This is a genomic window from Nocardioides hungaricus (genome assembly GCF_054782915.1).
The window spans coordinates 174,696-201,222 of record NZ_BAAGRO010000016.1 but is presented as its reverse complement, the minus strand read 5'-3'; the positions used below and the strand labels follow the sequence as shown (position 1 = coordinate 201,222).

Annotated in this window: 25 protein-coding genes; 15 read left to right on the top strand and 10 right to left on the bottom strand. The window is 71.4% G+C overall.

The window, feature by feature from the left end; genetic code table 11:
- Positions 1 to 50: 50 nt before the first annotated feature.
- On the bottom strand, positions 51 to 212 hold the full coding sequence (locus tag ACYVKX_RS05980; protein WP_460829830.1) for a hypothetical protein: 162 nt from the start codon (positions 210 to 212) through the stop codon (positions 51 to 53).
- Between ACYVKX_RS05980 and ACYVKX_RS05975 the strand changes: the two genes are divergently transcribed.
- Complete coding sequence (locus tag ACYVKX_RS05975; RefSeq protein WP_460829829.1) at positions 211 to 1,584, top strand: malic enzyme-like NAD(P)-binding protein; 1,374 nt, start codon at positions 211 to 213, stop codon at positions 1,582 to 1,584. The two genes, ACYVKX_RS05980 and ACYVKX_RS05975, sit on opposite strands and share 2 nt — an antisense overlap.
- Positions 1,585 to 1,615: 31 nt before the next feature.
- Here ACYVKX_RS05975 and ppgK read toward each other — a convergent pair whose 3' ends face one another.
- Positions 1,616 to 2,359, bottom strand: coding sequence for a polyphosphate--glucose phosphotransferase (ppgK, locus tag ACYVKX_RS05970; protein ID WP_460829828.1), 744 nt, complete (start codon positions 2,357 to 2,359; stop codon positions 1,616 to 1,618).
- A gap of 22 nt (positions 2,360 to 2,381) precedes the next feature.
- Here ppgK and ACYVKX_RS05965 point away from each other — a divergent pair, with 22 nt between their 5' ends.
- From ACYVKX_RS05965 to ACYVKX_RS05945, 5 genes are all read left to right on the top strand, one after another.
- Positions 2,382 to 3,014, top strand: a complete 633-nt coding sequence (locus tag ACYVKX_RS05965; RefSeq protein WP_460829827.1) for a PadR family transcriptional regulator — start codon at positions 2,382 to 2,384, stop codon at positions 3,012 to 3,014.
- Positions 3,015 to 3,103: 89 nt separating this feature from the next.
- A complete protein-coding gene (locus ACYVKX_RS05960; protein ID WP_460829826.1) occupies positions 3,104 to 4,096 on the top strand; it encodes an ATP-binding cassette domain-containing protein in 993 nt (330 codons plus the stop codon).
- A complete protein-coding gene (locus ACYVKX_RS05955; RefSeq protein WP_460829825.1) occupies positions 4,093 to 4,854 on the top strand; it encodes an ABC transporter permease in 762 nt (253 codons plus the stop codon). The genes ACYVKX_RS05960 and ACYVKX_RS05955 overlap by 4 nt, the downstream gene beginning before the upstream one ends.
- An 89-nt stretch (positions 4,855 to 4,943) precedes the next feature.
- Positions 4,944 to 6,365 carry a fatty acid desaturase gene (locus ACYVKX_RS05950; RefSeq protein ID WP_460829824.1) on the top strand — a complete coding sequence of 474 codons (1,422 nt, stop codon included), beginning with the start codon at positions 4,944 to 4,946 and terminating at the stop codon, positions 6,363 to 6,365.
- 32 nt (positions 6,366 to 6,397) lie between these two features.
- Positions 6,398 to 6,967, top strand: a complete 570-nt coding sequence (locus ACYVKX_RS05945) for a TetR family transcriptional regulator (RefSeq protein ID WP_460829823.1) — start codon at positions 6,398 to 6,400, stop codon at positions 6,965 to 6,967.
- A gap of 86 nt (positions 6,968 to 7,053) precedes the next feature.
- Here ACYVKX_RS05945 and ACYVKX_RS05940 read toward each other — a convergent pair whose 3' ends face one another.
- Positions 7,054 to 7,911 (bottom strand): GTP-binding protein LepA, encoded by an 858-nt coding sequence (locus ACYVKX_RS05940; protein WP_460829822.1) that lies wholly within the window; start codon positions 7,909 to 7,911, stop codon positions 7,054 to 7,056.
- A gap of 68 nt (positions 7,912 to 7,979) precedes the next feature.
- Here ACYVKX_RS05940 and ACYVKX_RS05935 point away from each other — a divergent pair, with 68 nt between their 5' ends.
- Together ACYVKX_RS05935 and ACYVKX_RS05930 are read left to right on the top strand one after the other, a co-directional pair.
- Positions 7,980 to 9,377 carry an MFS transporter gene (locus ACYVKX_RS05935; RefSeq protein WP_460829821.1) on the top strand — a complete coding sequence of 466 codons (1,398 nt, stop codon included), beginning with the start codon at positions 7,980 to 7,982 and terminating at the stop codon, positions 9,375 to 9,377.
- A 40-nt stretch (positions 9,378 to 9,417) separates the two neighbouring features.
- A complete protein-coding gene (locus ACYVKX_RS05930; protein WP_460829820.1) occupies positions 9,418 to 10,266 on the top strand; it encodes a methylenetetrahydrofolate reductase in 849 nt (282 codons plus the stop codon).
- Positions 10,267 to 10,364: 98 nt separating this feature from the next.
- On the opposite strand, the gene ACYVKX_RS05925 is transcribed toward ACYVKX_RS05930, so the two are convergent.
- The 6 genes from ACYVKX_RS05925 to ACYVKX_RS05900 form a co-directional block, all read right to left on the bottom strand.
- Positions 10,365 to 10,778, bottom strand: coding sequence for a VOC family protein (locus tag ACYVKX_RS05925; RefSeq protein ID WP_460829819.1), 414 nt, complete (start codon positions 10,776 to 10,778; stop codon positions 10,365 to 10,367).
- Positions 10,775 to 11,419, bottom strand: a complete 645-nt coding sequence (locus tag ACYVKX_RS05920) for a DUF1638 domain-containing protein (protein WP_460829818.1) — start codon at positions 11,417 to 11,419, stop codon at positions 10,775 to 10,777. Before ACYVKX_RS05920 ends, ACYVKX_RS05925 begins: the two co-directional genes overlap by 4 nt.
- Positions 11,358 to 13,196, bottom strand: coding sequence for an ASKHA domain-containing protein (locus ACYVKX_RS05915; RefSeq protein WP_460829816.1), 1,839 nt, complete (start codon positions 13,194 to 13,196; stop codon positions 11,358 to 11,360). Before ACYVKX_RS05915 ends, ACYVKX_RS05920 begins: the two co-directional genes overlap by 62 nt.
- A gap of 7 nt (positions 13,197 to 13,203) precedes the next feature.
- Positions 13,204 to 14,070, bottom strand: a complete 867-nt coding sequence (locus ACYVKX_RS05910) for a dihydropteroate synthase (RefSeq protein WP_460829813.1) — start codon at positions 14,068 to 14,070, stop codon at positions 13,204 to 13,206.
- The gene (locus ACYVKX_RS05905; protein WP_460829811.1) at positions 14,067 to 14,732 is read right to left on the bottom strand and encodes a corrinoid protein; all 666 of its coding nucleotides are present in this window, start codon (positions 14,730 to 14,732) and stop codon (positions 14,067 to 14,069) included. The genes ACYVKX_RS05910 and ACYVKX_RS05905 overlap by 4 nt, the downstream gene beginning before the upstream one ends.
- 67 nt (positions 14,733 to 14,799) lie before the next feature.
- Positions 14,800 to 15,567 (bottom strand): IclR family transcriptional regulator, encoded by a 768-nt coding sequence (locus ACYVKX_RS05900; protein WP_460829809.1) that lies wholly within the window; start codon positions 15,565 to 15,567, stop codon positions 14,800 to 14,802.
- A gap of 65 nt (positions 15,568 to 15,632) precedes the next feature.
- Between ACYVKX_RS05900 and ACYVKX_RS05895 the strand changes: the two genes are divergently transcribed.
- Complete coding sequence (locus ACYVKX_RS05895; RefSeq protein WP_460829807.1) at positions 15,633 to 17,072, top strand: trimethylamine methyltransferase family protein; 1,440 nt, start codon at positions 15,633 to 15,635, stop codon at positions 17,070 to 17,072.
- Positions 17,073 to 17,237: 165 nt separating this feature from the next.
- On the opposite strand, the gene purU is transcribed toward ACYVKX_RS05895, so the two are convergent.
- Complete coding sequence (gene purU / locus ACYVKX_RS05890) at positions 17,238 to 18,116, bottom strand: formyltetrahydrofolate deformylase (RefSeq protein WP_460829805.1); 879 nt, start codon at positions 18,114 to 18,116, stop codon at positions 17,238 to 17,240.
- Between the two features lie 79 nt (positions 18,117 to 18,195).
- On the opposite strand from purU, the gene ACYVKX_RS05885 reads away from it, so the two are divergent.
- From ACYVKX_RS05885 to ACYVKX_RS05860, 6 genes are all read left to right on the top strand, one after another.
- A complete protein-coding gene (locus ACYVKX_RS05885) occupies positions 18,196 to 18,960 on the top strand; it encodes an IclR family transcriptional regulator (protein WP_460829803.1) in 765 nt (254 codons plus the stop codon).
- A gap of 144 nt (positions 18,961 to 19,104) precedes the next feature.
- Positions 19,105 to 20,574, top strand: a complete 1,470-nt coding sequence (locus ACYVKX_RS05880) for an aldehyde dehydrogenase family protein (RefSeq protein ID WP_460829800.1) — start codon at positions 19,105 to 19,107, stop codon at positions 20,572 to 20,574.
- Positions 20,571 to 22,268: a choline dehydrogenase gene (gene betA / locus ACYVKX_RS05875; protein WP_460829798.1), complete on the top strand. Its 1,698-nt coding sequence runs from the start codon at positions 20,571 to 20,573 to the stop codon at positions 22,266 to 22,268. The genes ACYVKX_RS05880 and betA overlap by 4 nt, the downstream gene beginning before the upstream one ends.
- Positions 22,265 to 23,299, top strand: coding sequence for a quaternary amine ABC transporter ATP-binding protein (locus ACYVKX_RS05870; RefSeq protein ID WP_460829796.1), 1,035 nt, complete (start codon positions 22,265 to 22,267; stop codon positions 23,297 to 23,299). The genes betA and ACYVKX_RS05870 overlap by 4 nt, the downstream gene beginning before the upstream one ends.
- Before the next feature lie 67 nt (positions 23,300 to 23,366).
- Positions 23,367 to 25,403: an ABC transporter permease gene (locus ACYVKX_RS05865; protein ID WP_460829794.1), complete on the top strand. Its 2,037-nt coding sequence runs from the start codon at positions 23,367 to 23,369 to the stop codon at positions 25,401 to 25,403.
- A 56-nt stretch (positions 25,404 to 25,459) separates the two neighbouring features.
- Positions 25,460 to 26,443 (top strand): ABC transporter substrate-binding protein, encoded by a 984-nt coding sequence (locus tag ACYVKX_RS05860; RefSeq protein ID WP_460829792.1) that lies wholly within the window; start codon positions 25,460 to 25,462, stop codon positions 26,441 to 26,443.
- Positions 26,444 to 26,527 lie beyond the last annotated feature (84 nt).

The following is a 26,527-nucleotide window of genomic DNA, read 5'->3' as shown; positions in this document are numbered from 1 at the left end:
CGCTTCGCGGCGGCCGGCGCACCCACCCGATTCCGTGGGTCGGGTGGGGCTCAGACCCGTGAGTCCTCCGACCTCAGCATGCCGAGCACCGCCGGCAGCAGGGTGAGCGCGACCAGCAGCGCGATGAGCACGGTCAGGCGGGCGACGACGACCGCGGTAGGCGGTCTTGCCGAGTCGGTAGGGCAGGATGACCATGAGAGGGTCGTCCCCATGGCCGCCACCACCTCGTCGTACTCCATCACCATGCGCCTGCACACGGCCCCCGACCACGGCGTGGTCGGGGCGGTGGCGACCGCGATCGCGCGGGCCGGCGGCATCGTGACCGCGATCGACGTCGCGGAGTCCAGCCACGAGCGGCTGGTCGTCGACGTGACCTGCTCGGCGGCCGACGCCGCACACGCCTCCGTGCTGGAGCAGGCGGTGGACGCGGTCGGCGGCGTCGAGGTCTACAAGGTCAGCGACCGGACCTTCCTGCTCCACATCGGCGGCAAGATCGAGGTGACGTCGAAGGTCCCGCTGCGCAACCGCGACGACCTGTCGATGGCCTACACCCCCGGCGTCGGCCGGGTGTCGCAGGCGCTCGCCGACAACCCCGAGGACGTCCCGCGGCTGACCGTGAAGGGCAACTCGGTCGCGGTCGTCACCGACGGCTCGGCCGTGCTCGGCCTGGGCAACATCGGTCCCGGCGCGGCGCTGCCGGTGATGGAGGGCAAGGCCGCGCTGTTCAAGCGGTTCGCCGGGATCGACGCCTGGCCGATCTGCCTGGCCTCGCAGGACACCGACGAGATCGTGCGCGCGGTCGAGATGATCGCCCCCGGCTTCGGCGGCATCAACCTCGAGGACATCGCCGCCCCGCGCTGCTTCGAGATCGAGCGCCGGCTGCGCGAGTCGCTCGACATCCCGGTCTTCCACGACGACCAGCACGGCACCGCGATCGTGGTGCTCGCCGCGCTGACCAATGCGCTGCGCGTGGTGAAGAAGTCGCTGCCGGCCGTCCGGGTCGTGGTCTCCGGCGGTGGCGCTGCCGGTACGGCGATCGTCACGCTGCTCCTCGCCGCCGGCGTCACCGACGTGGTGGTCGTCGACCGCGCGGGCGCGCTCTCGGCCGACGACTCGCTCTCGCCCGCCCATGCCGAACTCGCGTCGGTGACCAACCCGCGTCGCGTCCGCGGCGACCTGCGGACCGTGCTGGCGGGCGCCGACGTCTTCATCGGCGTCAGCGCGCCCGGCGTACTCCGGGCGGAGTGGATCGAGGACATGGCGCCCGACGCGGTCGTGTTCGCCCTCGCCAACCCCGACCCCGAGGTCGACCCGGCCGAGGCGGACAAGTACGCCGCGGTCGTGGCGAGCGGCCGGTCGGACTACCCCAACCAGATCAACAACGTGCTCGCCTTCCCCGGCGTCTTCCGCGGGCTCCTCGACGCCCGGGCCTCGGAGGTCACCATCGACATGCTGCTCCGCGCCGCCTCCGCGATCGCGCACGTGGTGAAGGACGAGGAGCTCAACCCGAACTTCATCATCCCCACCGTCTTCCACCCCGACGTCCCCAAGGCGGTGGCGGCGGCTGTGCGGGGGGAGGGCTGAGGTTTCGGCTGCTGGCAGCCGAAACCTCGCCCTACCCGCCGCCCTCGGCGGCGTAGAGCGCGGCGCCGACCACGCCGGCCCGGTTGCGCAGGGTGGCCGGGACCATCTCGGTGTCGAGGTCGAGCAGCGGGAGGAACTCGTCGGCGTACTTGCTGACCCCGCCGCCGACCACGAACAGCTCGGGGGAGAACAGCATCTCCAGCGTCCGGTAGTAGCGGGTCAGCCGCTTCGCCCACTCCGCCCACGACAGGTCCTCGCGCTCGCGGGCGCTGTTGGCCGCGCGCGACTCGGCGTCGTGGCCGTCGATCTCGAGGTGGCCGAGCTCGGCGTTCGGGACGAGTACGCCGTCGTGCACGAGCGCCGAGCCGATGCCGGTGCCCAGCGTCGTGACGATCACCAGTCCCGACCGGCCGCGCGCCGCGCCGTACCGCACCTCGGCGAGGCCGGCGGCGTCGGCGTCGTTGACGACGTGCACCTCGCGGCCGGTCGCCTCGGTCAGCAGCGCGTCCGCGTCCGTGCCCTTCCAGGACGGGTCGATGTTGGCGGCCGAGAGTGCAACGCCGTGGCGCACGGGAGCCGGCACGGTCACGCCGACCGCGCCCGTGCACTCGGGGAACTGCGCGAGCAGCTCGACGAAGACGCGGGCGACGTTCTCGGGGGTGGACTCCTCGGGCGTGCGGACGCGGACTCGCTCGGCGGCGAAGTCGCCGGCCTCGAGGTCGACCGGCGCGCCCTTGATCCCGGTGCCCCCGAAGTCGATCCCGAACGGCTGCATGCGCCGACCCTAGACTCCCCGCATGGCCGGCCAGGAGACCCGCATGCTGCTCCTGGGGGCGGTCGCGCTCTTCGAGCCGGTCAACGGCTACCAGATCCGGCGCGAGCTGCTGTCGTGGCACGTCGACCGCTGGGCGCACACCAACCCGGGCTCGATCTACCACGGGCTCGCCTCGCTGGCCGCCCAGGGGCACCTGGTCCGGCACGACCTCACCGACGCCGGCCGCGACGTCGCGGTCTACGAGCTCACCGCCGACGGGCGGGCCGAGCTGGACCGGATGATGGTCGAGGCGCTGGAGACCGTGAACCCCTACGAGCGCACGGCGTTCAACGTCGCGTTCTCGATGCTCCCGTTGCTCGACCGCAAGCGCGTGGTCCGCAGCCTGACGAGGCGCCGGGTGGGGCTGGAGCGGGCCGTCGCGGAGTTCGCGGAGGCCGAGACCGGCACGGCGCCGCCGCACGCGACCCGCACCATGCTGCTCTGGCTCGACCTCGCCGTGGCCGAGCTCGCCTGGTTGCGCGAGACCATCCAGGACCTCCAGGACGGCAGCCTCACCACGTCGTACGACGACGGCTCGTGGACCCCGCCCGCCGACGACCCCGGGTGGCAGATGAACGCCGACCGCGAGAGGTATCGCGCGCTTCTCGGCCGGTAGCCGTGGCGCGCTGCTCCGGCGGGCTTGACCCGTGCTGTTCGATGTTGAACACTCCAACTATTCAAACTTGAACACACTGGAGAGTGCTGATGATCGAGGCACGGGGACTCGTGCAGACGTTCCGGACGGGACGCGGGAGGAAGGCCAAGGAGGTGCGCGCCGTCGACGGCGTGGACCTCCACGTCGCGGAGGGCGAGGTGGTCGGCTTCCTCGGCCCCAACGGCGCCGGCAAGACCACCACGCTGCGGATGCTGACCACGCTGCTCAGGCCGACGGCCGGCACCGCCACGGTCGCGGGGTACGACGTCGTCGCGCAGCCGGTGCAGGTGCGCCGCAGCATCGGCTACGTCTCCCAGGTCGGCTCCACCTTCTCCGGTGCGTACGCCGGAGACGAGGTCGTCGACCACGGGATGCTCTACGGGATGAGCCGCGCGGACGCCGTACGCCGCGGGCAGGAGCTGTTCGAGCGGCTCCAGCTCGACGGGCTGTGGACCCGGATGCCGAAGAACATGTCCGGCGGCCAGAAGCGCCGCCTCGACGTGGTGATGGGGCTGATCCACGACCCGACGCTGGTCTTCCTCGACGAGCCGACCACCGGCCTGGACCCGCAGGCCCGGGCCAACCTGTGGGAGCACATCGAGGGGCTGCGCTCGCAGCACGGCGCGACCGTCTTCCTCACCACCCACTACCTCGACGAGGCGGACGCGCTCGCGGACCGGATCCTCATCATCGACCAGGGCCGGATCGTCGCCTCCGACACCGCCGACAATCTCAAGGCCCAGGTCGCGGGCGACCTGGTGACCCTCGAGGTCGCCGCGGACGAGCAGGTGTCCATCGCCGCTGGGCGGCTCGGCGCGGTCGCCGAGGGCGTCGAGGTCGACGGCCACCGGGTCCGCGGTCGGGTGCAGCGGGGTGGCCGCGTCGTACCCGGCCTGCTCCGCGACCTGGAGTCGGCCGGTGTCGCGCTCGACTCGATCGAGGTCGTGCGCCCGACGCTCGACGACGTGTTCCTGACCCTCACCGGCCGGTCCCTGCGCGACGCGGAGGATGCGGTCGACGAGAAGGAGGAGATCCCGGCATGAGCTTCGCCCGCGAGAGCAATATCGTCTTCCGGCGCCAGATCCGGATGAACCTGCGCAACCCCGCCTGGGTCCTGATCGGGATCATGCAGCCGGTGCTCTACCTGCTGCTGTTCGGGCCGCTGCTCGAGCCGCTGGTGAGCTCGTTCGGGGTCAGCACCGACAACGCCTACACGTTCCTGGTGCCCGGCCTGCTGGTGCAGCTGGGCATGTTCGGCGCGTTCTTCGCCGGGTTCGGCCTGATCGGCGAGTGGCGCGAGGGCGTGATCGAGGCCGAGCGGGTCACCCCGGCCAACCGGTCCGCGCTGCTGTGCGGCCGGCTGCTGCGCGACGTCGCGCAGCTCGCCGTCCAGGCGCTGATCCTGGTCGGGCTCGGCTACCTGATGGGCATGCGGGGGCCGGTGGCCGGCGTCGTGCTCGGCATCGTGATCACCCTCGTCGTCGGCGCCGCCTGCGCGGCCGCCTCCAACGCGCTCGCGCTCACCACCAAGAGCGAGGACGTGATGGCGCCGGTGATCAACATCGTGATGATGCCGGTGCTGCTGCTCAGCGGCATCCTGCTGCCGATGACGATCGGCCCGTCGTGGCTGCGGGGCATCAGCGACTTCATGCCGTTCCGCTACATCGTCGACGCGGTCCGCGACTCCTTCGCCGGCGAGTTCGGCACGTCCGCGGTGCTGTGGGGCTCGGTCTGGGCCGTCGCCCTCGCCGCCCTCGGCGCGTGGTGGGGCACGGCGACGTTCCGGAAGGAGAACGCCTGACTTTACATCTGTCTCCCTCTTGTCAAACGGCTTGACATTTCCTACGGTGCTGTCAAGCAGTGACCGTCGTCGCCGATGGAGGCATGGGGATGTCCGAGATCGCACACAGCACCGTCCCGACCGGGTCGACCGAGACCTGGAAGGACCGCAAGCGCCACCTCTGGCTGATCGGCCTGGTGGTGCCGTCGCTGGCCTTCATCGGGTACGGCGCCTGGGCGCTGACCGGGTGGGGCGTCTGGTTCTGGATCGGCCCGTTCGTGATCCTCGTCGTGGTCCCGGCGATCGACCTGATCGCGGGGCTGGACCGCTCGAACCCGCCCGACGACGTGATCGAGGCGCTCGAGCGGGACCGCTACTACCGGTGGATCACCTACCTGTTCCTGCCGATCCAGTACGCCGGCTTCGTCGGCGCCATGTGGCTGATCGGCGGCGGCGCGGACCTGTCGACGATCGACAAGGTCGGGCTGGCGGTCTCGATCGGCTGCATCGGCGGCATCGGCATCAACACCGCCCACGAGCTCGGCCACAAGCGCGAGGAGAACGAGCGCTGGCTCTCGAAGATCGCCCTGGCGCAGAGCTTCTACGGACACTTCTACATCGAGCACAACCGCGGCCACCACGTCCGGGTCGCGACGCCCGAGGACCCGGCCTCCTCGCGGGTCGGGGAGAGCTTCTACCAGTTCTGGCCGCGCACGGTCGTCGGGTCGCTGAAGTCTGCGTGGAACCTGGAGAAGCGCCGCTACGCCCGCAAGAGCCAGCACCCGTTCCGGCTCGGCAACGACGTCCTCAACGCCTGGCTGATGTCGCTCGTGCTCTGGGGCGCGCTGGTCGCCTGGCTCGGCGTGGAGATCCTGCCGTTCCTGGTGATCCAGGCGGTCGTGGGCTTCTCGCTGCTCGAGGTCGTCAACTACATGGAGCACTACGGGATGCTCCGGCAGAAGGTCGGCGTCGGCGAGCGGCAGCGCTACGAGCGGGTCGACCCCACGCACTCGTGGAACTCCAACAACATCGCGACCAACGTGCTGCTCTACCACCTCCAGCGGCACAGCGATCACCACGCCAACCCGACGCGGCGCTACCAGTCGCTGCGCGACTTCGAGGAGTCGCCGGTATTGCCGACCGGGTACGCCGGGATGATCGTGCTCGCCGCCGTACCCGCGGTGTGGCGCCGGGTGATGGACCCGCGCGTGCTCGCGCACTTCGACGGCGACCTGTCCCGCGCGAACCTGTCACCGCGCAAGCGCGACAGGATCCTGGCGAAGTACCCGCCGCCGGTGGTCGAGGAAGCGGCCACGGCTGCGGGGGTCTCGACAGGCTCGACCGCTGCCGACGAGGTGCTGGCTGCCCGCTGCCCGGGCTGCGGCTACACCTACCGGGTCGAGGCGGGCGACGAGCACGAGGGCTTCGCCGCCGGTACGGCGTGGGCCGACGTCCCCGACACCTGGTGCTGCCCGGACTGCGGCGTGCGCGAGAAGGTCGACTTCGTCCCGCTGACGGAGGCGGTGGCCTGATTCCCACACTGGCGATTCCTAGACTGGCGGTCATGACCCCGGCGCCGACGATGCACTCGCGCATCGTCGCTGCCGCGGCCGCGATGACCACCGAGTCCGGCTGGTCGGCGGTGACGATGGGCGCCCTCGCCGACCGGGTCGGGGTGAGTCGGCAGACCGTCTACAACGAGGTCGGCGCCAAGCCCGGCCTCGCCGAGGCGATGATCCTCGGCGAGCTCGACCGCTTCCTCGGCGTCGTGACCGCGGCCTTCGACGAGCAGCCCGCCGACCTGGTCGAGGCGATCCGGGCGGCGTCGCGCGGGGTGCTCGAGCTCGCCCAGGACAACAAGCTCCTGCACGCGGTCGTCTCCGCCACGCACGGCGCCGACACCGAGCTGCTGCCGCTGCTGACCACGCACGCCGAGTCGCTGCTCGCGGCGGCCAAGCTCGTCGTGGGCGAGCGCGTCGCGCCGTACTCCGTCGGGCTGGACGCCGAGCACCTCGACGCCGCCATCGACATGGTGGTGCGGGTGGTGCTCAGCCACGTCATGCAGCCCTCGGCGTCGCCGGCACGGACCGCCGACGACATCGCCTGGGTCGCCGCCCGGGTGCTGCGCGGCTGAGCTGGTCAGGCTCTTCCTGACGTTGTCGGGCGTTGCAACCCCTGACAACGTCAGGGATCCCCGGCTGACCGGGGATTCCGACAGCCCTAACCCGCGCGCCGGGCCTCGGCCAGCTCGACCGCCTCGCGGAAGACGCGGGCGACGTACGGCGGGACTGGGAGGCCGCACCGGTGGGCCCAGAGCAGGTCGCGCTCGACGCGGGAGATCTGCTCGGCGAAGTCGTCGGTGTCGTCGACGCCGAGGCTGCGCATGACCTCGCCGAAGTCGGCCAGCTGCTCGTCGTCGTTGGCGCCGACGGGGGCGAAGGAGAAGCGGCGCATCCGGCGCACCAGCCACCGCTGCCAGCCGGCGAGCTCGGCCCAGAGGCCGCGCGCGGAGAGCTGGTAGAACGCGTAGTGGCCCGGCTCCTGGCGGCGGATCGGCGCGATCACCGTCTGGGCGACCGCATCCTCGCCGAGGTCCGCGACACCGTCGTAGAGCAGGTTGTAGGCGAGCACCGCCGAGCGCTCGGTGGCCATGCCGGTCAGGTAGTAGAGCATCCGGCAGACGTCCTGGAACGCGTCGAGGTGGGCCAGGGCACCGAGGATCCTCATCTTCACGCCGACCGAGGTCAGGTCGGTGTCGGCGTTCGGGCGGCCGAGGTGGGTCTGCAACTCGTCGAGGATCAGACCGTGCCGGGTCTCCTGCGGCTGCCACACCTCGGCGTAGAACCGCTGGTCGATGTCGGGCGGGTCGGGGAGCAGCGTGGTGAGCTCGAGGACGTTGCGGTCGACCTCGAGCTCGACCCGGGCCATGTAGTCGAGGACGTGGCCGAAGCGGGTGTCGAGCTCCTCGGGCCGGCGTACGGAGTAGTCGACGCTCGCCAGGTCGATGGGCGGGTGCTCGATCCCGAGCCGGTCGACGTGCTCCGCCAGCCTGGCCGCGGAGTAGGTCGCCTGCGCCATTGCTGAATCCTAGGTGGGGGGAGGGGTCGCTCTCATCGGGGATGTCCCTGACTCTCTACTCTTTCGGAGTGACCGAGGGATCCGGATTGGCGGGAGGCGTCCGGCTCGGTACGGCGACCGGGCGGGCCGTCGTCCTGGCCGCGGTCCTCGGCTCGGGCATGACGATGCTCGACGGCACGGTCGTCAACGTCGCGCTGCGGACGATCGGCGAGGACCTCGGCGCGTCGCTGGCCGAGCTCCAGTGGATCTCGAACGGCTACCTGCTCTCGCTCTCCAGCCTGATCCTGCTCGGCGGCTCGCTGGGCGACCGCTACGGCCGGCGCCGGATGTTCGTCGTCGGCACGATCTGGTTCGCGCTCGCCTCGCTGCTGTGCGGGATCGCGCCCAGCCCCGAGGTGCTCATCGCGGCCCGCGTCCTCCAGGGCCTCGGCGCCGCGCTGCTCACCCCGGGCAGCCTGGCGATGATCCAGGGCGCGTTCGCCCGCGAGGACCGCGCGCAGGCGATCGGCGCCTGGTCCGGCCTCGGCAGCATCGCCGCGGCGATCGGGCCGTTCGTCGGCGGCGGGCTGGTGCAGTACGCCGACTGGCGCTGGATCTTCCTGATCAACCCGCCCATCGCCGTACTCACCGTGGCCGTCGCGCAGCGGGCCGTGCCCGAGACCCGCGACCCCAACGCTCCGCGCGAGCTCGACGTGGTCGGCGCCACCTGCGCGGCCCTCGCGCTCGGCGGCCTCACCTACGCGCTGATCGGGTGGGGCGGCGCCTGGGCGCCGTGGGCGCTGGTCGTGACGGTGCTCGCCGCGGCCGGGTACGTCGTCGACGAGCGCCGCAGCGACCACCCGATGCTGCCACTGGGCATCTTCGCCGACCGCACCTTCAGCGCCGCCAACGCGATGACGCTGGTCGTGTATGCCGCGCTCGGCGCCGTCCTCTTCTTCCTGGTGCTCCAGCTCCAGACCGTCGGCGGGTACGGCGCGCTCGAGGCCGGCATCGCGACCCTGCCGATCACGATCTGCATGCTGCTGCTGGCCGCCAGGGGCGGCGAGCTCGGCACCCGCATCGGCCCCCGGATCCCGATGACGGTCGGGCCGCTGCTGATGGCGGGCGGCACGCTCCTGCTGCTCGCGGTCGGCCAGGACGTGGACTACTGGACCGACGTACTGCCCGGCCTGACCGTCTTCGGCCTCGGGCTGGCGCTGATGGTCGCGCCGCTCACCGCGACCGTCCTGGCCGCCGCGCCCGACGAGCACGCCGGCATCGCGAGCGGCGTCAACAACGCCGTCGCTCGCGCGGGCTCGCTGCTCGCGGTCGCCGCGCTGCCGGTGGCGGTCGGCCTCGCCGGGGAGGAGTACGCCGACCCGACGGCCTTCGACGCGGCGTACCGCTCCGCCGTGGTGATCTGCGCCGCGCTGCTCGCGGCCGGCGGCGCGATCTCGTGGGTGACGATCCGGAAGCCCGAGGTCTAGACTCGCCCTCGTCGGTGCGCATCACGAAACGAGTTCCATCATGCGCAACAAGGTGTCGTCCACCAAGACCATGGTCCGGCTGCTCGGGCAGGCCCGGTACGAGGTGCTGCCCACGGCATCGACGGAGGACAAGGTGCTCGCGCACGTGCCGCGGGACGTGGCGATCACCGTGACCGCCTCGCCCGGCAAGGGGCTCGAGGCGACGTTCGACCTGAGTGAGCGACTCGCCGGGCACGGCTACACCGTGGTGCCCCACGTCGCGGCCCGGATGGTCACCGGCCGCGCCGAGCTCGCCGAGATCTGCGCGCGGCTGACCGGCAAGGGGATCAGCCGGGTCTTCGTGCCCGGCGGCGACGCGGAGCCGGCCGGCGACTACCCGGACGCGCTGGCGCTGCTGGAGGATCTCGCGGACCTCGGCCGGCCGTTCGCCCAGGTCGGCATCGCCGGCTACCCGGAGTCGCACCCCACCATTCACGACGACCTGACCGTGCAGTCGATGTGGGACAAGCGCCGCTACGCCACGCACGTCGTCAGCAACCTGACCTTCGACCCCACGGTGATCCGCGACTGGGTGCACCGGATGCGGCGGCGCGGCATCACGATGCCGCTGCTGCTCGGCATCCCCGGCCCGGTCGACCGCGCCAAGCTGCTGTCGATGGCGACCAAGATCGGCGTGGGCGAGTCCACCCGGTTCCTCGCCAAGCACAAGGGCACCTTCGCCCGGCTGGCCGCGCCCGGCGGCTTCACCGGTGAGAAGTTCCTGGAGAGGTGCGCGCCCACCCTCGGGGAGCCGTCCGCGCTGGTGGAGGGGCTGCACGTCTTCACGTTCAACCAGGTCGCCGAGACCGAGGCGTGGCGGCAGGACCTGCTGGGCCGGCTGGCTCGCTGAGCCTTCGCAGTCGTTTCCCGTCGAGACACCAGAAACTGCCCTCAAAACGCCCGAATCAGGGCCATTCCGGGTGTCTCGACGGTCCCGGCGCAGCCGGGCTACGCCACGAAGATGCAGAAGGGGTGGCCGGACGGGTCGGCGAACACGTAGAGCGGCTCGTCCTCGTCGTCGGTGCGGTCGAGGAGGACGGCGCCGCCGAGGGCGAGCACCCGGCGGCGCTGCTCCTCGAGGCTCGCGGCGTCGGGGACGGTGAGGTCGAGGTGCATCGTCATCTGCTGGTCGCCGGGGCGGTCGGGCCCGGGTGTCCACACCGGCGAGACGTACTCCGGGTTGCCCTGGAAGGCGAGCCCGTAGCGGCCGTCGACCGGCCGGAGCACCAGCCAGTCCTCGTCGTCCTCCGGGGTCTCGTCGCCGGGCCGGTAGGCCCAGCCGAGCAGGTCGCGGTAGAAGTCGCCGAGCCGGCGCGGCTCGCGGCAGTCGAGGACGGTCTGGCGGACGACGGGATGGCTCACCCGAGGACGGTACGACGCAGCGCGTCCTCCAGGCGAGGATCGCCGGTCTCGACGACGGTCAGCGGGAGCCCGATCCGCTCCGCCGCCTCGGCGGCGAGGTGGCGCAGCTCGTCGTCGGGGGCCTGGGCGAGCCAGACGACGCGGGTGTAGTGGCCGAAGTAGGCGTCGCGCAGCTCCGGCCACCGGTCGAGGCCGAGCTCCTGCTCGACGGTCCGGGCGAAGGATCGCACCAGGAAGTCGGTGAGCAGGTAGGTGCCGGGCTGCTCGTCGAAGAGCGCCTCGATCCGCGACGCACCGGCGTAGAGGTCGTAGCAGTGCAGCCCCGGCAGCCGCTCCAGCGACAGCTCCTCGCACACGGAGTCGAGAGCGCCGTAGGTGCCGCAGTCGGCGTAGCCGACCACGACGGAGGAGTACGCCGAGCGCAGGTCGGCCGCGAGGCGGCGTACCTCTCCCGCGATGTGCTGGGGCTGGTTGTGCAGCAGCGGGGGCAGCGGGTGGACGTCGACCGGCCAGCCGTTGCGGTCCACGATCTCCTTGCAGGGCTGGGCGATCGCGCCGCACGCGATCAGTGCGACGCGGTCAGAACGCGAGCTGGTCGACGAACCGGTCGTTGAAGTCGGCGCGGTCGGAGAGCTCGACATAGGTCACCTCCTCCAGCAGCGCCTGCGCGCCGGCGCGCTCGCGCACCGAGAGCAGCGCCATCTTCGCGCCCTCGCCGGCGACGTTGCCGGCGGCGACGATGCGCAGCACCGGCAGCTTCGGCACGAGCCCGATGCGGACGGCCGAGGCGGCGGAGAGGTAGGAGCCGAACGACCCGGCGAGCAGCACCTGCTGCACGTCGCGGTGCTCGAGGCCGAGCTCCTCGAGCAGCAGCGTCCAGCCGGTCGAGATCGCGGCCTTGGCGAACTGCAGCTCGCGTACGTCGCGCTGCGAGAGCACCACGCAGTCCTCGGGCTCGGCGTCCGGGCTCGGCCGGTGCAGCACGAACACGCGCTCCTGGCCGAGGTAGGTGAGCCGGTCGGCGAGCGAGGGGGCGACCTCCTTGGCGACGTCGTCGGCGACGTACCGCCCGGACGGGTCGAGGAGCCCGGCCTTCACCAGCTCGGCGACCGCGTCGACCAGACCCGAGCCGCAGAGACCGCGCGGCTCGGCGTCGCCGATCACGCCCAGCTCGACGTCGTCGGTCAGCTTCACGACCTCGATGGCGCCGTCGGCCGCGCGCATGCCGCAGCGGATCGCGCCGCCCTCGAACGCCGGGCCGGCCGGTGCCGCGGTGGAGAGGATCCGGTCGCCGTCGCTGACGACGATCTCGCAGTTGGTGCCGACGTCGATGAAGAGCCGGGTGCGCTTGTCGCGGTCCATCCCGGTCGCGAGCATGCCGGCGACGATGTCGCCGCCGACGTACGCCCCGAGCGCCGGGAACAGCGTGACCCGCGCCCGCGGATGCAGCGTCAGGCCGAGGTCGGCGGCGAGCAGGTCGGGCGGCTGGGTGGTCGACATGATGAACGGCGCGACGCCGAGCGGCTCGGGGTCGATCCCGAGCGCGAGCGCGGTCATCGTGGCGTTGCCGGCGATCGCGACCTCGTAGACGTGGGCCGGGTCGACGCCGCCCTCGGTGCACACCTGCGCGGCCAGCGTCGCCAGCGTCTCCTGGGCCGCGGCCTGCAGCCGGCCGAGCGCGGCGGGGTCCATCATCGTGGCGCTGATCCGGGTGATCACGTCGCCGCCGAACGGCTGCTGCCGGTTGAGCATCGACGCCACCGCGACCGGCGTGCCCGTCGTGACGTCGAGCAGCGTCGCGACGACCGTGGTGGTGCCGAGGTCGAAGGCGATGGCGTACGCCGTGCGCGTGGTGTCGCCCGGCTCCACCTCGACCAGCGCCTCGTCGACGACCACCGCGGTGACCTTGAAGTCGGCCTGCCGCAGCACGGTCGGCAGCCGGCGCAGCAGGTGCAGGTCCGGGCGCGGCTCGAGGTCGTCGATCGCGTCGAGGAGCCGGGCCAGGTCGGTGCGCTGGTCGGCGAGCGTGGGCTCCTCGAGCTCGACGTACCGCTTCTGGATCGCCGGCCGCAGGATCACCTGCCGGCCGACGCCGACGGTCGCGGCCTTGGGACGGGTGGTCAGGGGAGGTACGTCGACGGCCAGGTCGCGGGTGGCGTTGACCAGGCAGGCCAGCCGCCAGCCGGCGTCGAGCTGCTCGCGGGTGAAGGTCTTGACGTCGTGCCGCGTGATGGGCGAGGGCCCCTCGATGCGCACCTTGCACTTGTGGCAGGTGCCGTGGCCGCCGCAGGTGGAGTCGATGGCGATGCCGTTCCACGACGCCGCGTCGAAGACGGTGACGCCGGGGGGCACACGGACCCTGCGTTCGGTGTCCTCGACGGTGAACGCGAGGTCGACGCGGCCGGTCCCCTCGGTCATGGGGTGCTCATGCCGAGGCGGCCGCCTTCGCCCGGTGGGCCGCGATCCAGGCCATGCCCCACTCGTCGTGGTTCAAGAAGACGTCGGCCGCCTTCACGGCGTCGACGATCTGCGGGGTGCGGGTGTCCATGATCGCGCTGGTGAGGCCGGCGGTCATCGCCATCGGCAGCCAGGCGGCGCCGAGGGTGTGCCGGTCGGGCATGCCGAAGGAGGTGTTCGACGCGCCGCAGGTCATGTTCACGCCGAACTCGTCACGGACCCGGCGCATCGTCTCGAAGGTCACCAGCGAGGTGCCGGTGTCCGCGCCGATCGGCATCGCCAGCGGGTCGATCACGATGTCGGCCCGGTCGATGCCGTACTCCTCGGTCGCGACCCGGATGATCTTCGCGGTCAGGTCGACGCGCTTGTCGGCCTCCATCGGGATCTCGTCGTGGTCGTTGGGCAGCGCGATGATCGCGGCGTCGTACCTCTTGACCAGCGGGAGGATGAGCGCGAGTCGGTCGTCCTCGGCGGTGACCGAGTTGACCAGCGCCCGGCCCTGGTAGGCCGCGAGTCCGGCCTCCAGCGCCTCGACCACCGAGGAGTCGATGCAGATCGGCAGGTCGGTCAGCGACTGCACGAGCCGGATCGCCTCGGCCAGCAGCTCGGGCTCGTCGGTGAGCGGGACGCCCATGTTGACGTCGAGTACGTCGGCGCCGCCCTCGACCTGGGCCTTGACGTCCCTCTCGATCGCGGACAGGTCGCCGGCGCGCAGCTGCTCCTGGAAGATCCGGCGGCCGGTCGGGTTGATCCGCTCGCCGATCAGGCAGAAGCGCCGGTCGTGGCCCAGCACGACCTCGGCGCCCGTACCCCGAAGGACCGTGTGGAGACTCATGCGGGCACCTTGGCGCGGCGCTCGTCGAGCAGCGCCTTGGCCCGCTTGACCGTGGCCGAGGCGTCGGCGGCGTACCCGTCGGCACCGACCGCGTCGGCGTACTCCTGGGTGACGGGGGCGCCGCCCACCATGACGACGACCTCGCCGCGCAGGCCGGCCTTCTCGAGCGCGTTGATGTTGGCCTTGAACATCGGCATCGTCGTGGTGAGGAACGCCGAGAAGCCGACGATGTCGGGCCGGTGCTCCTCGATCGCGGAGACGAACCGCTCCGGCGCGACCTGCACGCCGAGGTCGATCACCTCGAAGCCGGCGCCCTCGAGCATGATGTTGACCAGGTTCTTGCCGATGTCGTGGACGTCGCCCTTGACCGTGCCCATGAGGAACTTGCCGATCGTCTCGACGCCGGTCTCGGCGAGCAGCGGGCGCAGCCGCTCCATCGCGCCGGCCATCGCGCGGCCGGCGATGAGCATCTCGGGCACGAAGAAGTCGCCGCGCTCGAACCGCGCGCCGACCTCCTCGAGCGAGGGGATGAGCGCGTCGAAGAGCAGCGTCTGCGGCTCCATCTGCGTGGCCAGGCCCTCCTCGGTCAGCTCGAGCACGCGCGGTGCGTTGCCGACCAGGGTCTCGTCGTAGAGCCCTTGCAGGATCTCCTCTGGGGTCATGTTCTTGGGGTCCCCTCGAAGTTGTGCGGAAGGAGCGAAGCGGGGGGAGCAGAACTTCGTGGGGTATTCATGCCACACCCTCCTTGGGTGCTCGGCCGCGCAGCAGCGTCGACAGCTGCGCGGCGTGGGACGACAGGTTCTTGCCGAGCTCGTCGAGGCGGTCCTCGAGTCGTGGGGTCGGCCCCGAGATGCCGAGGGCGGCGACCACGTCGCCGCGGGCGCCGCGGACGGGTACGGCGATGCCGGTGAGCCCGACCTCGAGCTCGCCGTGGGTGACCGCCCAGCCGCGCCTGCGGGTGCGGACGCCGTCGCGGCGCAGCGCGTCGGGGTCGGTGACGGTGGCGGGGGTCAGGCCCTCGAGCGGGCCGGTCGGGAGCGGCAGCGCGTCCCACGCGTAGAAGACCTTGCCGAGCGCCGAGGTGTGCGCGGGCACGTCGATCTCGGTCCAGTCGCGGGTGCCGAGCAGGTAGCGGCTGTCCACCTGGGCGACCTGCACGACCTTCTCGCCGCGGGCGACCGAGAGGTGCACGCTCTCCGAGGTCTCCTCGCCGATCCGCTCCATCGCCGGTCGCGCCAGGCGGACCAACTCCTCCCAGGGGTCGTGCCGGGCGGCGTACAGCCAGAACAGGCTGCCGGCGACGTAGGACCCGTCGCGGTCGCGCTCGAGCAGGCCGCCGCGCTCGAGGGCGGCGAGCATCCGCGAGGTCGTCGACTTGGCGAGGCCGCTGGCCTCCTGGAGGTCGGCGAAGCTGAGCGGCTGGTCGGCGTGCACGACGGTCTCGACCAGCGCGGCGGCGCGGTCGACCGCCTGGGTGCCGGTGCTCGCCTCAGCCATGTCTTCCGTCCTGTTCCATGTTGTGGAACTGTAGTCCCACATCATGAGGTTAGGCAGGAGGAGCGATGTTCCGCAACCGGATGCCGCGCTACGAGGTGCTGTCCGAGGACGCGATGGCGACGCTGGACGCCGGCTGGCGCCGGCTGGTCAGCGAGATCGGCGTCGAGTTCATGGACGCCCGGGCGCGCGACCTGTTCGCCGCGGCCGGCCAGAAGGTGGAGGAGAACACGGTCTTCCTCGACCCGGACTTCGTGCTCGAGCAGGTGGCCAGGGCGCCGCGCGAGTTCGACCTCCAGGCGCGCAACCCAGAGAACTCCGTGCACATCGGCGGCGACGCGATGGCGTTCGGGGCGGTCTACGGCCCGCCGTTCGTGCGCCAGGGCGACGTCCGCCGCGACGGCACCATGGAGGACTTCCGCAACTTCGCGAAGCTGTCGCAGTCCTTCGGCGTGCTCGACTCCGCGGGTGGCGTGATCACCGAGCCGAACGACACCCCGCTCGACAGCCGGCACCTCGACATGACCTACGCGCTGCAGACGCTGACCGACAAGGTCTACATGGGCAACGTGGTGTCCGGGGTCAACGCCCGCGACACGATCGCGATGACCGAGATCCTGTTCGGGTCCCGCGAGACGATCGAGGAGACGCCCGCGATCATCTCGCTGATCAACTGCAACAGCCCGCTGCGGTGGGACGACCGGATGCTCGAGGCGCAGTTCGAGTACTCGGCGGCCAACCAGCCCGTCGTACTCACCCCCTTCATCCTGATGGGCGCGATGTCGCCGGTGACGATCCCGGCCGCGCTGGTGCAGCAGATGGCCGAGGCGCTCTCGGGCATCGCGCTCTCGCAGCTGATCCGGCCGGGCTGCCCGGTGGTGTTCGGGTCGTTCCTCTCCAACATCGACATGCAGTCCGGCTCCCCGACGTTCGGTACGCCGGAGTCCGGCATCGGACTGCTCTGCACCGGTCAGATCGCGCGGCGCTTCGGGCTGCCGTTCCGCACCGGCGGCGGGCTGACGTCCTCGCAGGTGCCGGACGCGCAGGCCGGCTACGAGGCGATGATGACGCTGCTGCCGACGTTCCTCGCCGGCGCGAACTGGGTGATGCACTCCGCCGGCTGGCTCGAGGGCGGGCTGGTGTCGGGCTACGAGAAGTTCGTCATCGACGCCGAGCTGGTGCAGATGCTCCAGCACGAGTTCACGCCGCTGGAGATCGACGAGGCGTCGCTGGCCTTCGACGCGCACCAGGAGGTCGGCCACGGCGGCCACTTCCTCGGCGCGATGCACACGATGGAGCGGTTCCGCACCTGCTTCTACCGGCCGTTCCTCTCCTCCTCGGAGAACTACGAGCGCTGGATGCGGAACGGCGCCAAGGACACCGCCGCCCGGGCCGGCGACGTGTGGCAGAAGCGGCTCGAGGAGTACCAGCAGCCGCCCCTGGACGAGTCGATCCGCGAGGAGCTCGAGGCCTACGTCGTACGCCGGCGGGCCGAGCTGGGTGACTGAGCGGGGACGCGCCAGCTGGGACGCCGACTCGGCGCAACTTGCCCGCCAGGATCCGCCGAGTCGGCGCAAGTTGCCCGCTGGGGTGGGCAAGACGCGCCGACTCGGCATCCCCGGGTGGACAAGACGCGCCGACTCGCGCCCTTCAGGCGGGCAAGACGAGCCGAGTCAGCGGAAGACGACGGTGCGGGAGCCGTTGAGGAGGACCCGGGACTGGGAGTGCCAGCGGACCGCCCGGGAGAGGACCTGGGCCTCGACGTCGCGGCCGGCGCCGACCATCGCGTCCTGGTCGTAGCCGTGGTCGACGCGCATCACGTCCTGCTCGATGATCGGGCCCTCGTCGAGGTCGGCGGTGACGTAGTGCGCGGTCGCGCCGACCAGCTTCACGCCGCGGTCGAAGGCCTGGTGGTAGGGCTTGGCGCCCTTGAAGCTCGGCAGGAACGAGTGATGGATGTTGATCGCTCGCCCGGACAGCGACCGGCACAGGTCGTCGGAGAGCACCTGCATGTAGCGCGCGAGTACGACGAGGTGCACGTCGAGCTCCTCCACGAGCTCGAGCAGTTGCGCCTCGGCCCGCGGCTTGGTGTCCGGCGTGACCGGGATGTGGTGGAAGGGCACGCCGTACGACGCCGCCATCTCGCCGGCGTCCGGGTGGTTCGAGACGACCGCCGGGACGTCGATCTGCAGCGAGCCGGTGCTGGTGCGGAACAGCAGGTCGTTGAGGCAGTGCAGGTGCTTGGACACCAGGATCAGGGTCCGGTACGGCGCCCGCGCGTCCCAGAGCTCGACGGTCATGTCGAACTGGGCGGCGATGTCGGCGAACGACGCGCGCAGGTCGTCGGCGGTGGCCGGCCCGGGCACCTCGACGTCGATGCGCATGAAGAACCGGCCGCTGAGCCGGTCGCCGAACTGCTGGCTCTCCAGGATGTTGCCGCCCTGCGCGACGAGGAAGCCGGTCACCGCGTGCACGATGCCGGGCCGGTCGGGGCAGGAGAGGATGAGGACGAAGTCGCCGGCCGCGATCGTCGGGGGCGCGAGTGAGGGCACGGGTCCACCTTGGCACGGGTGTTGCGTCGACCGAAACCCGATCTGCGATACGCAACAGATCTCCGCTACTGTCGCCATCGTGAACGACGCAGGCGCCAGCGTCCAGTCGGTCGACCGGGCGCTGACCATCCTCGAGGTGCTGGCACGCCTCGGCGAGGCCGGGGTCACCGAGATCGCCGGCGAGCTCGGCGTCCACAAGAGCACCGCGTTCCGCCTCGTCAGCACGCTCGAGGCCCACCGGCTCGTCGAGCAGACCACCGAGCGCGGCCGCTACCGGCTCGGCGTCGGCGTGCTGCGCCTCGCCGGCGCGACCACCGCCCGGCTCGACCTGGTGCAGGAGGCCCGGCCGGTCTGCCGGCAGCTCGCCGCGGACACCCGCGAGACCGTCAACATCGCCGTACTCTCCGAGAGCTCGGCGCTCTACCTCGACCAGGTCGCCGGCTCGTCCGCGCTCCAGCCGCACAACTGGGTCGGCCAGCACATCCCGCTGCACGCCACTAGCAACGGCAAGGTGCTGCTGAGCGGCCTGGACGACAAGAAGGTCGCCGCGGTGCTCGGCAGCCTCTCGCGCTACACCTCGCTCACGATCACCACGAAGGCCAAGCTGCGCGCGGAGCTCGAGCAGGTCCGCCAGCAGGGGTACGCCGTCGCGGTCGACGAGCTGGAGGAGGGGCTGACCGCCGTGGCGGCGCCGATCCGCAACGCGCACGGGGACGTGATCGCCTCGATGAGCGTGTCGGGGCCGACGTTCCGGCTCCCGGGCACGCGCGTCGACGAGGTGCTCCCGCAGCTCGTCGAGGCCGCGGCCGAGGTGTCGCACCGCCTCGGCTGGGGTCACCGCTGAGTCACAAATGGGGTCACAACTCATCGATTCTGCTTGACGACCGGGTGGCCGGACAGCATCCTCAGCACTGACAACCGGTTGCGCGGAGAGCATCACGTTGCGTGATACGCAACTCAGCGATCCGGGCAGGGAGTGGGTCCCGAGGTGGCAGAGCTCTACGTGGACGGCGCGTGGACGAGCGCGCGGGGTGGAGCGCGCCGCGAGATCAGGTGCCCCGCGGACGGCTCGCTGGTCGCCGAGGTCGACGAGGCCACCGCCGAGGACACCCACGCCGCCATCGCCGCGGCGCACCGGGCCTTCCACCAGGGCTCGTGGCCGCAGCGCCCGGCGCGCGACCGCGGCGACCTGCTGCTGGCGGTCGCCGACCTGGTCGACCGCGACGCCGAGGAGCTCGCCCGGCTCGAGTCACTCGACACCGGCAAGCGGCTGGTGGAGAGCCGCTACGACATGGCCGACGTGGCCGCGGTCCTCCGGCACTACGGCCGGGTCGCGGCCGAGGACGCCGGCCGGGTGGTCGACACCGGCAACGCCGACGTGGTCAGCCGGATCGGGCACGAGCCGGTCGGCGTCTGCGGCCTGATCACGCCCTGGAACTACCCGCTGCTCCAGGTGTCCTGGAAGGTCGCGCCCTGCCTCGCGGCCGGCAACACCTTCGTGCTGAAGCCGAGCGAGCTGACCCCGCACACCGCCGTACACCTGATGCGGCTGCTGGAGGAGGCCGGCCTGCCCCCGGGCGTCGGCAACCTCGTGCTCGGCGCCGGCGCCACGGCCGGGGCGCCGCTGGCGACCGACCCGCGCGTCGACCTGGTCTCCTTCACCGGCGGCCTCGCCACCGGGCGCGCGCTGATGGCCGCCGCGGCCGGCACCGTGAAGCGGGTCGCGCTGGAGCTCGGCGGCAAGAACCCCAACATCGTCTTCGCGGACGCCGACCTCGACGTCGCCCTCGACTTCGCGCTGACCGCGGTCTTCCTGCACTCCGGCCAGGTCTGCTCGGCCGGCGCGCGGCTCGTGGTCGAGGAGTCGATCCACGACGCGTTCGTCGACGCCCTGGTCGAGCGCGCCGAGCACATCCGCCTCGGTGGCCCGTTCGACGAGAAGGCCGAGACCGGCCCGCTCACCAGTGCCGCGCACCGCGCCAAGGTCGAGGAGTACGTCGCCCGCGGGATCGCCGAGGGCGCCGTACTCCGCACCGGCGGCCGCCGCCCGGACGACCCGTCCCTCGCCGACGGGTTCTACTACCTGCCGACGATCCTCGACGGCTGCCGCGGCGACATGTCGGTGACCCAGGACGAGTCGTTCGGCCCCGTGCTGACCGTGGAGACCTTCCGCGACGAGGACGAGGCGGTGCGGATCGCCAACGACTCGATCTACGGGCTGGCCGGCGCGGTGTGGACCCGGGACGCCGGCCGGGGCCAGCGGGTCGCGGCGCGGCTGCGGATGGGGACGGTCTGGATCAACGACTACCACCCGTACGTGCCGCAGGCCGAGTGGGGCGGCTACAAGCAGTCGGGCATCGGCCGCGAGCTCGGGCGGGCCGGGCTCGAGGAGTACCGCGAGACCAAGCACGTCTGGCACAACATCCGCCCGGTCGAGCAGAGATGGTTCGGATCGTGAGTCGGGACCGGTACGACTACGTGATCGTGGGCGGCGGCTCGGCGGGGTGCGCGCTGGCCAACCGGCTCTCCGCGGACCCCGGCACGTCGGTGCTCGTGCTGGAGGCCGGGCGCTCGGACTTCCGGGTCGACCCGTTCATCCACATGCCGGCGGCGCTGCCGTTCCCGATCGGGAACCGGCTCTACGACTGGAGGTACGAGACCGACCCGGAGCCGAACCTCAACGGACGCAGGGTGTTCCACGCCCGCGGCAAGGTGCTCGGCGGGTCGTCGTCGATCAACGGGATGATCTTCCAGCGCGGCAACCCGATGGACTACGAGCGCTGGGCGGCCGAGCCGGGGATGAAGGAGTGGGACTACCTCCACTGCCTGCCCTACTTCAAGCGGATGGAGACCCGCCTCCTCGAGGACGGCAGCGTCGGCGCCGACGACTGGCGCGGCGGCGACGGGCCGCTGGTGCTGGAGCGCGGCCCGGCGACCAACCCGCTCTTCGCCGCCTTCTTCGCCGCCGTCCAGGAGGCCGGCTACCCGCTGACCGACGACGTCAACGGCTACCGGCAGGAGGGGTTCGCGAGGTTCGACCGCAACGTGCACCGCGGCCGCCGGCTCTCCGCCGCCCGTGCCTACCTGCACCCCGTGAGGCACCGGAGGAACCTCAGGGTCGAGACCCTGGCCCTCGTCACCGGCGTCCGGTTCGACGCCAACAGAGCGACCGGAGTCGACTACCTGCGCGCCGGCCGCGTCCGGCGTACCGCCCATGCCGGCGAGGTGATCCTCTGCGGCGGCGCGATCAACACCCCGCAGCTGCTCCAGCTCTCCGGCGTCGGCGACGAGGAGCTGCTGCGGCGGCACGGCATCCCGGTCGTGCAGCACCTGCCCGGCGTCGGCGCGAACGCGCAGGACCACCTCGAGGTCTACATCCAGTACGCGTCCAGGCAGCCGGTCTCGATCGCGCCCGGCCTGAAGTGGCGCAGGCGCCCGGGCATCGGCTACCAGTGGCTGGTCCACCGCCGCGGGCTCGGCGCCACCAACCACTTCGAGGGCGGCGGCTTCTGCCGCAGCAACGAGGACGTCGACTACCCGAACCTGATGTTCCACTTCCTGCCGGTCGCGATCCGGTACGACGGCTCCGCGCCGACCGAGGGCCACGGCTACCAGGTGCACATCGGGCCGATGTACGCCGACACCCGCGGGCATGTGCGGATCCGCAGCCGCGACCCGAGACAGCACCCGTCGATCCTGTTCAACTACCTCTCGACGCCGAACGACCGCCGCGAGTGGGTCGAGGCGGTCCGGGTCGCGCGCGGCATCCTCAACCAGCCGGCCTTCGCGCCGTACAACGACGGCGAGCTCTCGCCCGGTCCGGACGTCGAGACCGACGAGCAGATCCTGGACTGGGTGCGCGCCGACGCCGAGACCGCGCTGCACCCCTCGTGCACCGCCAGGATGGGCGTCGACGAGGTGTCCGTGGTCGACCCCGGCTCGATGAGGGTGCACGGCGTCGAGGGGCTGCGCGTGGTCGACGCGTCGGTCTTCCCCTACGTCACCAACGGCAACATCTACGCCCCCGTGATGATGGTCGCCGAGAAGGCCGCGGACCTCATCGCCGGCAACCCGCCGCTCCCACCCGCCGACGTGCCGTACTACCGCCACCGCGACGGCATGCCGCTCTACCCCTCGCAGGAGTCGTCATGAGCGATGCCGCCCTCTCGGTCAGGAACCTCTGGAAGATCTTCGGCCGCGGCGCCGACCGGATCGTCGGTACGCCGGACGCGGAGCTCTCCCGGGCCGAGCTGAAGGAGCGGACCGGCTGCGTCGTGGGGGTCCGCGACGTCTCCTTCGACGTCGCGCCCGGCGAGGTCTTCGTCGTGATGGGCCTGTCCGGCTCGGGCAAGTCGACGCTGGTGCGCTGCCTGACCCGGCTGATCGAGCCGACCGCGGGCGAGGTCGTCATCGACGGCCGCGACATCACCAAGGCCGGCGAGAGCGAGCTGCGCGACCTGCGGCGTACCCATGCCTCGATGGTGTTCCAGCACTTCGGGCTGCTGCCGCACCGTCAGGTGATCGACAACGTCGCCTACGGCCTGGAGGTCAGGGGCATCGGCAAGAGGGAGCGCCGGGCGAAGGCGGAGGAGATCGTCGGCCTGGTGGGCCTGTCGGGCTTCGAGCGGTCCTACCCCGACCAGCTCTCCGGCGGCATGCAGCAGCGCGTCGGCCTGGCCCGGGCGCTGGCGAACGACCCGGCGCTGCTGCTCTTCGACGAGCCGTTCTCCGCGCTCGACCCGCTGATCCGCCGCGACATGCAGAACGAGGTGATCCGGCTCCACCGCGAGCTCGGCAAGACCATGGTCTTCATCACCCACGACCTGCAGGAGGCGCTCAAGCTGGGCGACCGGATCCTGATCATGCGCGACGGCGCGCTGGTCCAGATCGGCACGCCGGACGAGGTGGTCGGCGCCCCGGCCGACGACTACGTCAGGGACTTCACCTCCGACGTACCGCGCTCGCACGTGCTCACCCTCAAGTGGGTGATGCGCGACCCGCGGACCGACGACTCCGCCGAGGGCCCGGTGATGAGCTCCGACACGATCGTGCGCAAGGCGGCCCAGGCCGCGCTCGCGTCCGCCCACCCGGTGCGCGTGGTCGACGACGGAGAGCTGGTCGGCATCGTCGACGACGACGCGATCCTCCGCGTGGTCGTCGCCGAGGAAGAAGCACACGCATGAACACCCCACGACGTTCTTCTCCTCCCCCGCTCCGCTCCTCCGTCGAACAACGCCCTGGGGACCCCGCATGAGCACTCTCGCTCCGGCGAGGCCCGAGACCGGCGCCGAGCCGCCACCGCCGCGGGAGCCGCGCTCGCTGCCGAGGTGGGCGTGGGCGCTGGTGGTCCTCGGCGGCTGGATCGTGGTGTGGGCGTTCACGAAGGGCACCGACACCCTCCAGATCCCGGTCCGGGAGCAGACCGACGTCCACCGCGAGCTGGCCGGCTTCCGCGACGCCGTGCTCGCGAGCCGCGACACCAACCCGATCATCGCGCTCAGCTACGACATCGGGGCCTGGTTCACCGACGTCGTCACGCGGGTGCAGCAGCTGATCTCGGTCCCGGACTTCCCGCGGCCGGTGCCGCAGGTCGGCTGGCTGGGGGTGGTCGCGCTCGCGACCTGGACCGGCCTGGCCGTCGCCGGCTGGCGGATCGCGATGCTGGTCGGCGCGTCGTTCCTCTCCTTCGGGCTCTTCGGCTACTGGTCGGACTCGATGGACCTGCTGATCGTCACGTTCGTGGCGGTCGCGGTCTCCGTGCTGATCGGCCTGCCGCTCGCGGTCTGGCTCGGCACCACCCGCCGGCCCTGGGTGGTGGCGGGGATCAACACCACGCTCGACGTACTCCAGACGATGCCGACCTTCGTCTACCTGCTGCCCGTGGTGCTCTTCTTCGGCATCGGCGCCTCGGCAGCCGTGGTCTGCACGCTGATCTATGCGCTGCCTCCGATCATCCGGATCGCCGGGCACGGCATCCGCAACGTCTCGCCGACGACCATCGAGGCGACCGACGCCGCCGGCCAGACGCCCTTCCAGCGGCTCCGCAAGGTGCAGCTGCCGATGGCGCGCAAGACCATCGTCGTGGGCCTCAACCAGACGATCATGGCGGCGCTGTCGATGGCGACGCTCGCCGCCCTGGTCAACGGCCCGGGGCTCGGCCAGCCCGTGATCGAGGCCCTCACCCGCAACGACATCGGCGGCGGCTTCGTGCCCGGCATGCTGATCGTCGTCATGGCGGTGATGCTCGACCGCACCACGACCGCCGCCAGCGAGGCGTCGGAGCGCGCCGCCCGCGGGCAGGTCGACCTCCGGCGGCGGCGCATCGTGCTCGCCGTCACCGGCGCGACCGCGCTGGTCTGCGTCTACCTCTCGCGGACCTACCTCTCGCTCGCCGAGTTCCCGGAGACCTCCTGGGGCGCGCAGCTCGCCGATGCCGTCGACTCCGCGGCCACCTGGGTGACCGACACCTTCTCCGGCGCCACCGAGTCGTTCAAGAACTCGATCAGCTACGTCCTGCTCGACCCACTCCAGTCGCTGATGGCGGAGTCGCCGTGGTACGTGACCGCGACCGCGATCCTCCTGCTCGGCCTGGTCTTCGGCGGGACCCGGGTCCTGGTGCCCACGGTCGTCTGCCTGGCCGGCCTGCGCTTCTTCGGCCTCTGGTACGGCGCGATGCTCACCTTGAGCATGACCCTGGTCGGCACGGTGCTGGTGATGGTCCTCGCCGTCGTGGTCGGGGTGTGGATGGCGCGGCGCCCGGTCGTCGACCTGGTCGTGCGCCCGGTGCTCGACGCCGGGCAGACGATCCCGCCGTTCGTCTATCTCCTCCCGATGCTCGCGCTCTTCGACCCCACCCGCTTCACCGCGATCGCCGCCGGCGTGTTCTACGCGGCCCCGGTGGCGATCAAGCTGGTCGCCGACGGCGTCAAGGGCGTCTCGACCACGACGCTCGAGGCGTCGCGGTCGACCGGCGCGACGCCGTGGCAGGAGATCACGAAGGTGCAGCTGCCGATGGCGCGCGGCTCGCTCGTGCTCGCCTCCAACCAGGGACTGCTCTACATGCTGTCCATGGCCGTCATCGGTGGCATGGTCGGCGCGGGTGCGCTCGGCTACGACGTGGTGCTCGGCTTCAACCGGTCCGAGGACTGGGGCAAGGGCGCCGCGGCCGGCGTCAGCATCGTGCTGCTCGGGATCATGGTCGACCGGATCTGCCGGGCAGCGGCCGACAAGGACACCGTCACGCACGACCCGACCAGGCGCCCCTGGTGGCGCGCGCCCGCTCTCTGACGCGGGCACCCCGACTCGGAACAACAGATCGCCCAGGCGACGACGGAGGAGATGGAATGCGGATCACGCGGATCGGAAGACTGGCGGCCGTCGCGGCGTGTGCGACGTTCGTGCTGGCGGGCTGCGGGAGCAGCGGCTCGATCGAGAAGGAGACCCAGGCCAACAAGTCGGCGGCCTCCGGGGCCGGCGACTGCGGCGACATCAACATGGCGGTCAACCCCTGGGTCGGCTACGAGGCCAGCGCCTACGTGGTCGGCACCGTGGCGCAGGAGCAGCTCGGCTGCACCGTCAACTACAAGGACCTCAAGGAGGGCGTCTCCTGGCAGGGCTTCGGCACCGGCGAGGTCGACGTGATCATCGAGGACTGGGGCCAGCCCGACCTGGAGAAGAAGTTCTTCGCCGAGTCCGGCGACGGCAGCGCGATGGCCTTCGGCCCCAACGGCAACGTCGGTATCATCGGCTGGTACGTCCCGCCGTGGCTGGCCGAGAAGTACCCGGACATCCTCGACTGGAAGAACCTCAACAAGTACGCCGACCAGTTCGCCACCAGCGAGTCCGGCGGGCAGGGCCAGTTCCTCGGTGCCGACCCGTCCTACGTGCAGTTCGACGAGGCGATCGTCAGCAACCTGAAGCTGAACTTCAAGGTCGTCTTCTCCGGCAGCGAGGCCGCCAGCATCACGGCCTTCCAGCAGGCGGAGAAGAACAAGGAGTTCCTGATCGGCTACTTCTACGAGCCGCAGTGGCTCTTCGCCGACCTGCCGCTCAAGCGGGTCTCCCTGCCGGCGTACAGCGAGGGTTGCCAGGACGACCTGGCCAAGGTCGCCTGCGACTACCCGGAGACCGTGCTCCAGAAGGTCGTCTCCACGTCGTGGGCCGACGAGGGCGGCCCCGGGGTCGACCTGGTCAAGAACTTCGAGTGGACCAACGAGGACCAGAACGTCGTCGCGAAGTACATCTCCCAGGACGGCATGTCGCCCGAGGACGCCGCGGCGAAGTGGATCGCCGACAACCAGGACAAGGTCGACGCCTGGCTCGCTTGAGCCGCGCCGCTTCCTGATCGCGTCCGCACCCCGGCTGGGGGTTGACCTCCCGGCCGGGGCCGGGCGATCCTAGACTCAGTTCCG

Coding starts and splice junctions, on each gene's coding strand:
- ACYVKX_RS05910 (WP_460829813.1), bottom strand. CDS start 14,070: ATGAGTCTCCACACGGTCCTTCGGGGTACGGGCGCCGAGGTCGTGCTG.
- ACYVKX_RS05950 (WP_460829824.1), top strand. CDS start 4,944: ATGTCCGAGATCGCACACAGCACCGTCCCGACCGGGTCGACCGAGACC.
- ACYVKX_RS05945 (WP_460829823.1), top strand. CDS start 6,398: ATGACCCCGGCGCCGACGATGCACTCGCGCATCGTCGCTGCCGCGGCC.
- ACYVKX_RS05860 (WP_460829792.1), top strand. CDS start 25,460: ATGCGGATCACGCGGATCGGAAGACTGGCGGCCGTCGCGGCGTGTGCG.
- ACYVKX_RS05920 (WP_460829818.1), bottom strand. CDS start 11,419: ATGTCGAGCTCTCCGACCGCGCCGACTTCAACGACCGGTTCGTCGACC.
- ACYVKX_RS05895 (WP_460829807.1), top strand. CDS start 15,633: ATGTTCCGCAACCGGATGCCGCGCTACGAGGTGCTGTCCGAGGACGCG.
- ACYVKX_RS05960 (WP_460829826.1), top strand. CDS start 3,104: ATGATCGAGGCACGGGGACTCGTGCAGACGTTCCGGACGGGACGCGGG.
- ACYVKX_RS05915 (WP_460829816.1), bottom strand. CDS start 13,196: ATGACCGAGGGGACCGGCCGCGTCGACCTCGCGTTCACCGTCGAGGAC.
- ACYVKX_RS05930 (WP_460829820.1), top strand. CDS start 9,418: ATGCGCAACAAGGTGTCGTCCACCAAGACCATGGTCCGGCTGCTCGGG.
- ACYVKX_RS05940 (WP_460829822.1), bottom strand. CDS start 7,911: ATGGCGCAGGCGACCTACTCCGCGGCCAGGCTGGCGGAGCACGTCGAC.
- ACYVKX_RS05905 (WP_460829811.1), bottom strand. CDS start 14,732: ATGACCCCAGAGGAGATCCTGCAAGGGCTCTACGACGAGACCCTGGTC.
- ACYVKX_RS05865 (WP_460829794.1), top strand. CDS start 23,367: ATGAGCACTCTCGCTCCGGCGAGGCCCGAGACCGGCGCCGAGCCGCCA.
- ACYVKX_RS05870 (WP_460829796.1), top strand. CDS start 22,265: ATGAGCGATGCCGCCCTCTCGGTCAGGAACCTCTGGAAGATCTTCGGC.
- ACYVKX_RS05900 (WP_460829809.1), bottom strand. CDS start 15,567: ATGGCTGAGGCGAGCACCGGCACCCAGGCGGTCGACCGCGCCGCCGCG.
- ACYVKX_RS05980 (WP_460829830.1), bottom strand. CDS start 212: ATGGGGACGACCCTCTCATGGTCATCCTGCCCTACCGACTCGGCAAGA.
- ACYVKX_RS05955 (WP_460829825.1), top strand. CDS start 4,093: ATGAGCTTCGCCCGCGAGAGCAATATCGTCTTCCGGCGCCAGATCCGG.
- ACYVKX_RS05975 (WP_460829829.1), top strand. CDS start 211: ATGGCCGCCACCACCTCGTCGTACTCCATCACCATGCGCCTGCACACG.
- ppgK (WP_460829828.1), bottom strand. CDS start 2,359: ATGCAGCCGTTCGGGATCGACTTCGGGGGCACCGGGATCAAGGGCGCG.
- ACYVKX_RS05965 (WP_460829827.1), top strand. CDS start 2,382: ATGGCCGGCCAGGAGACCCGCATGCTGCTCCTGGGGGCGGTCGCGCTC.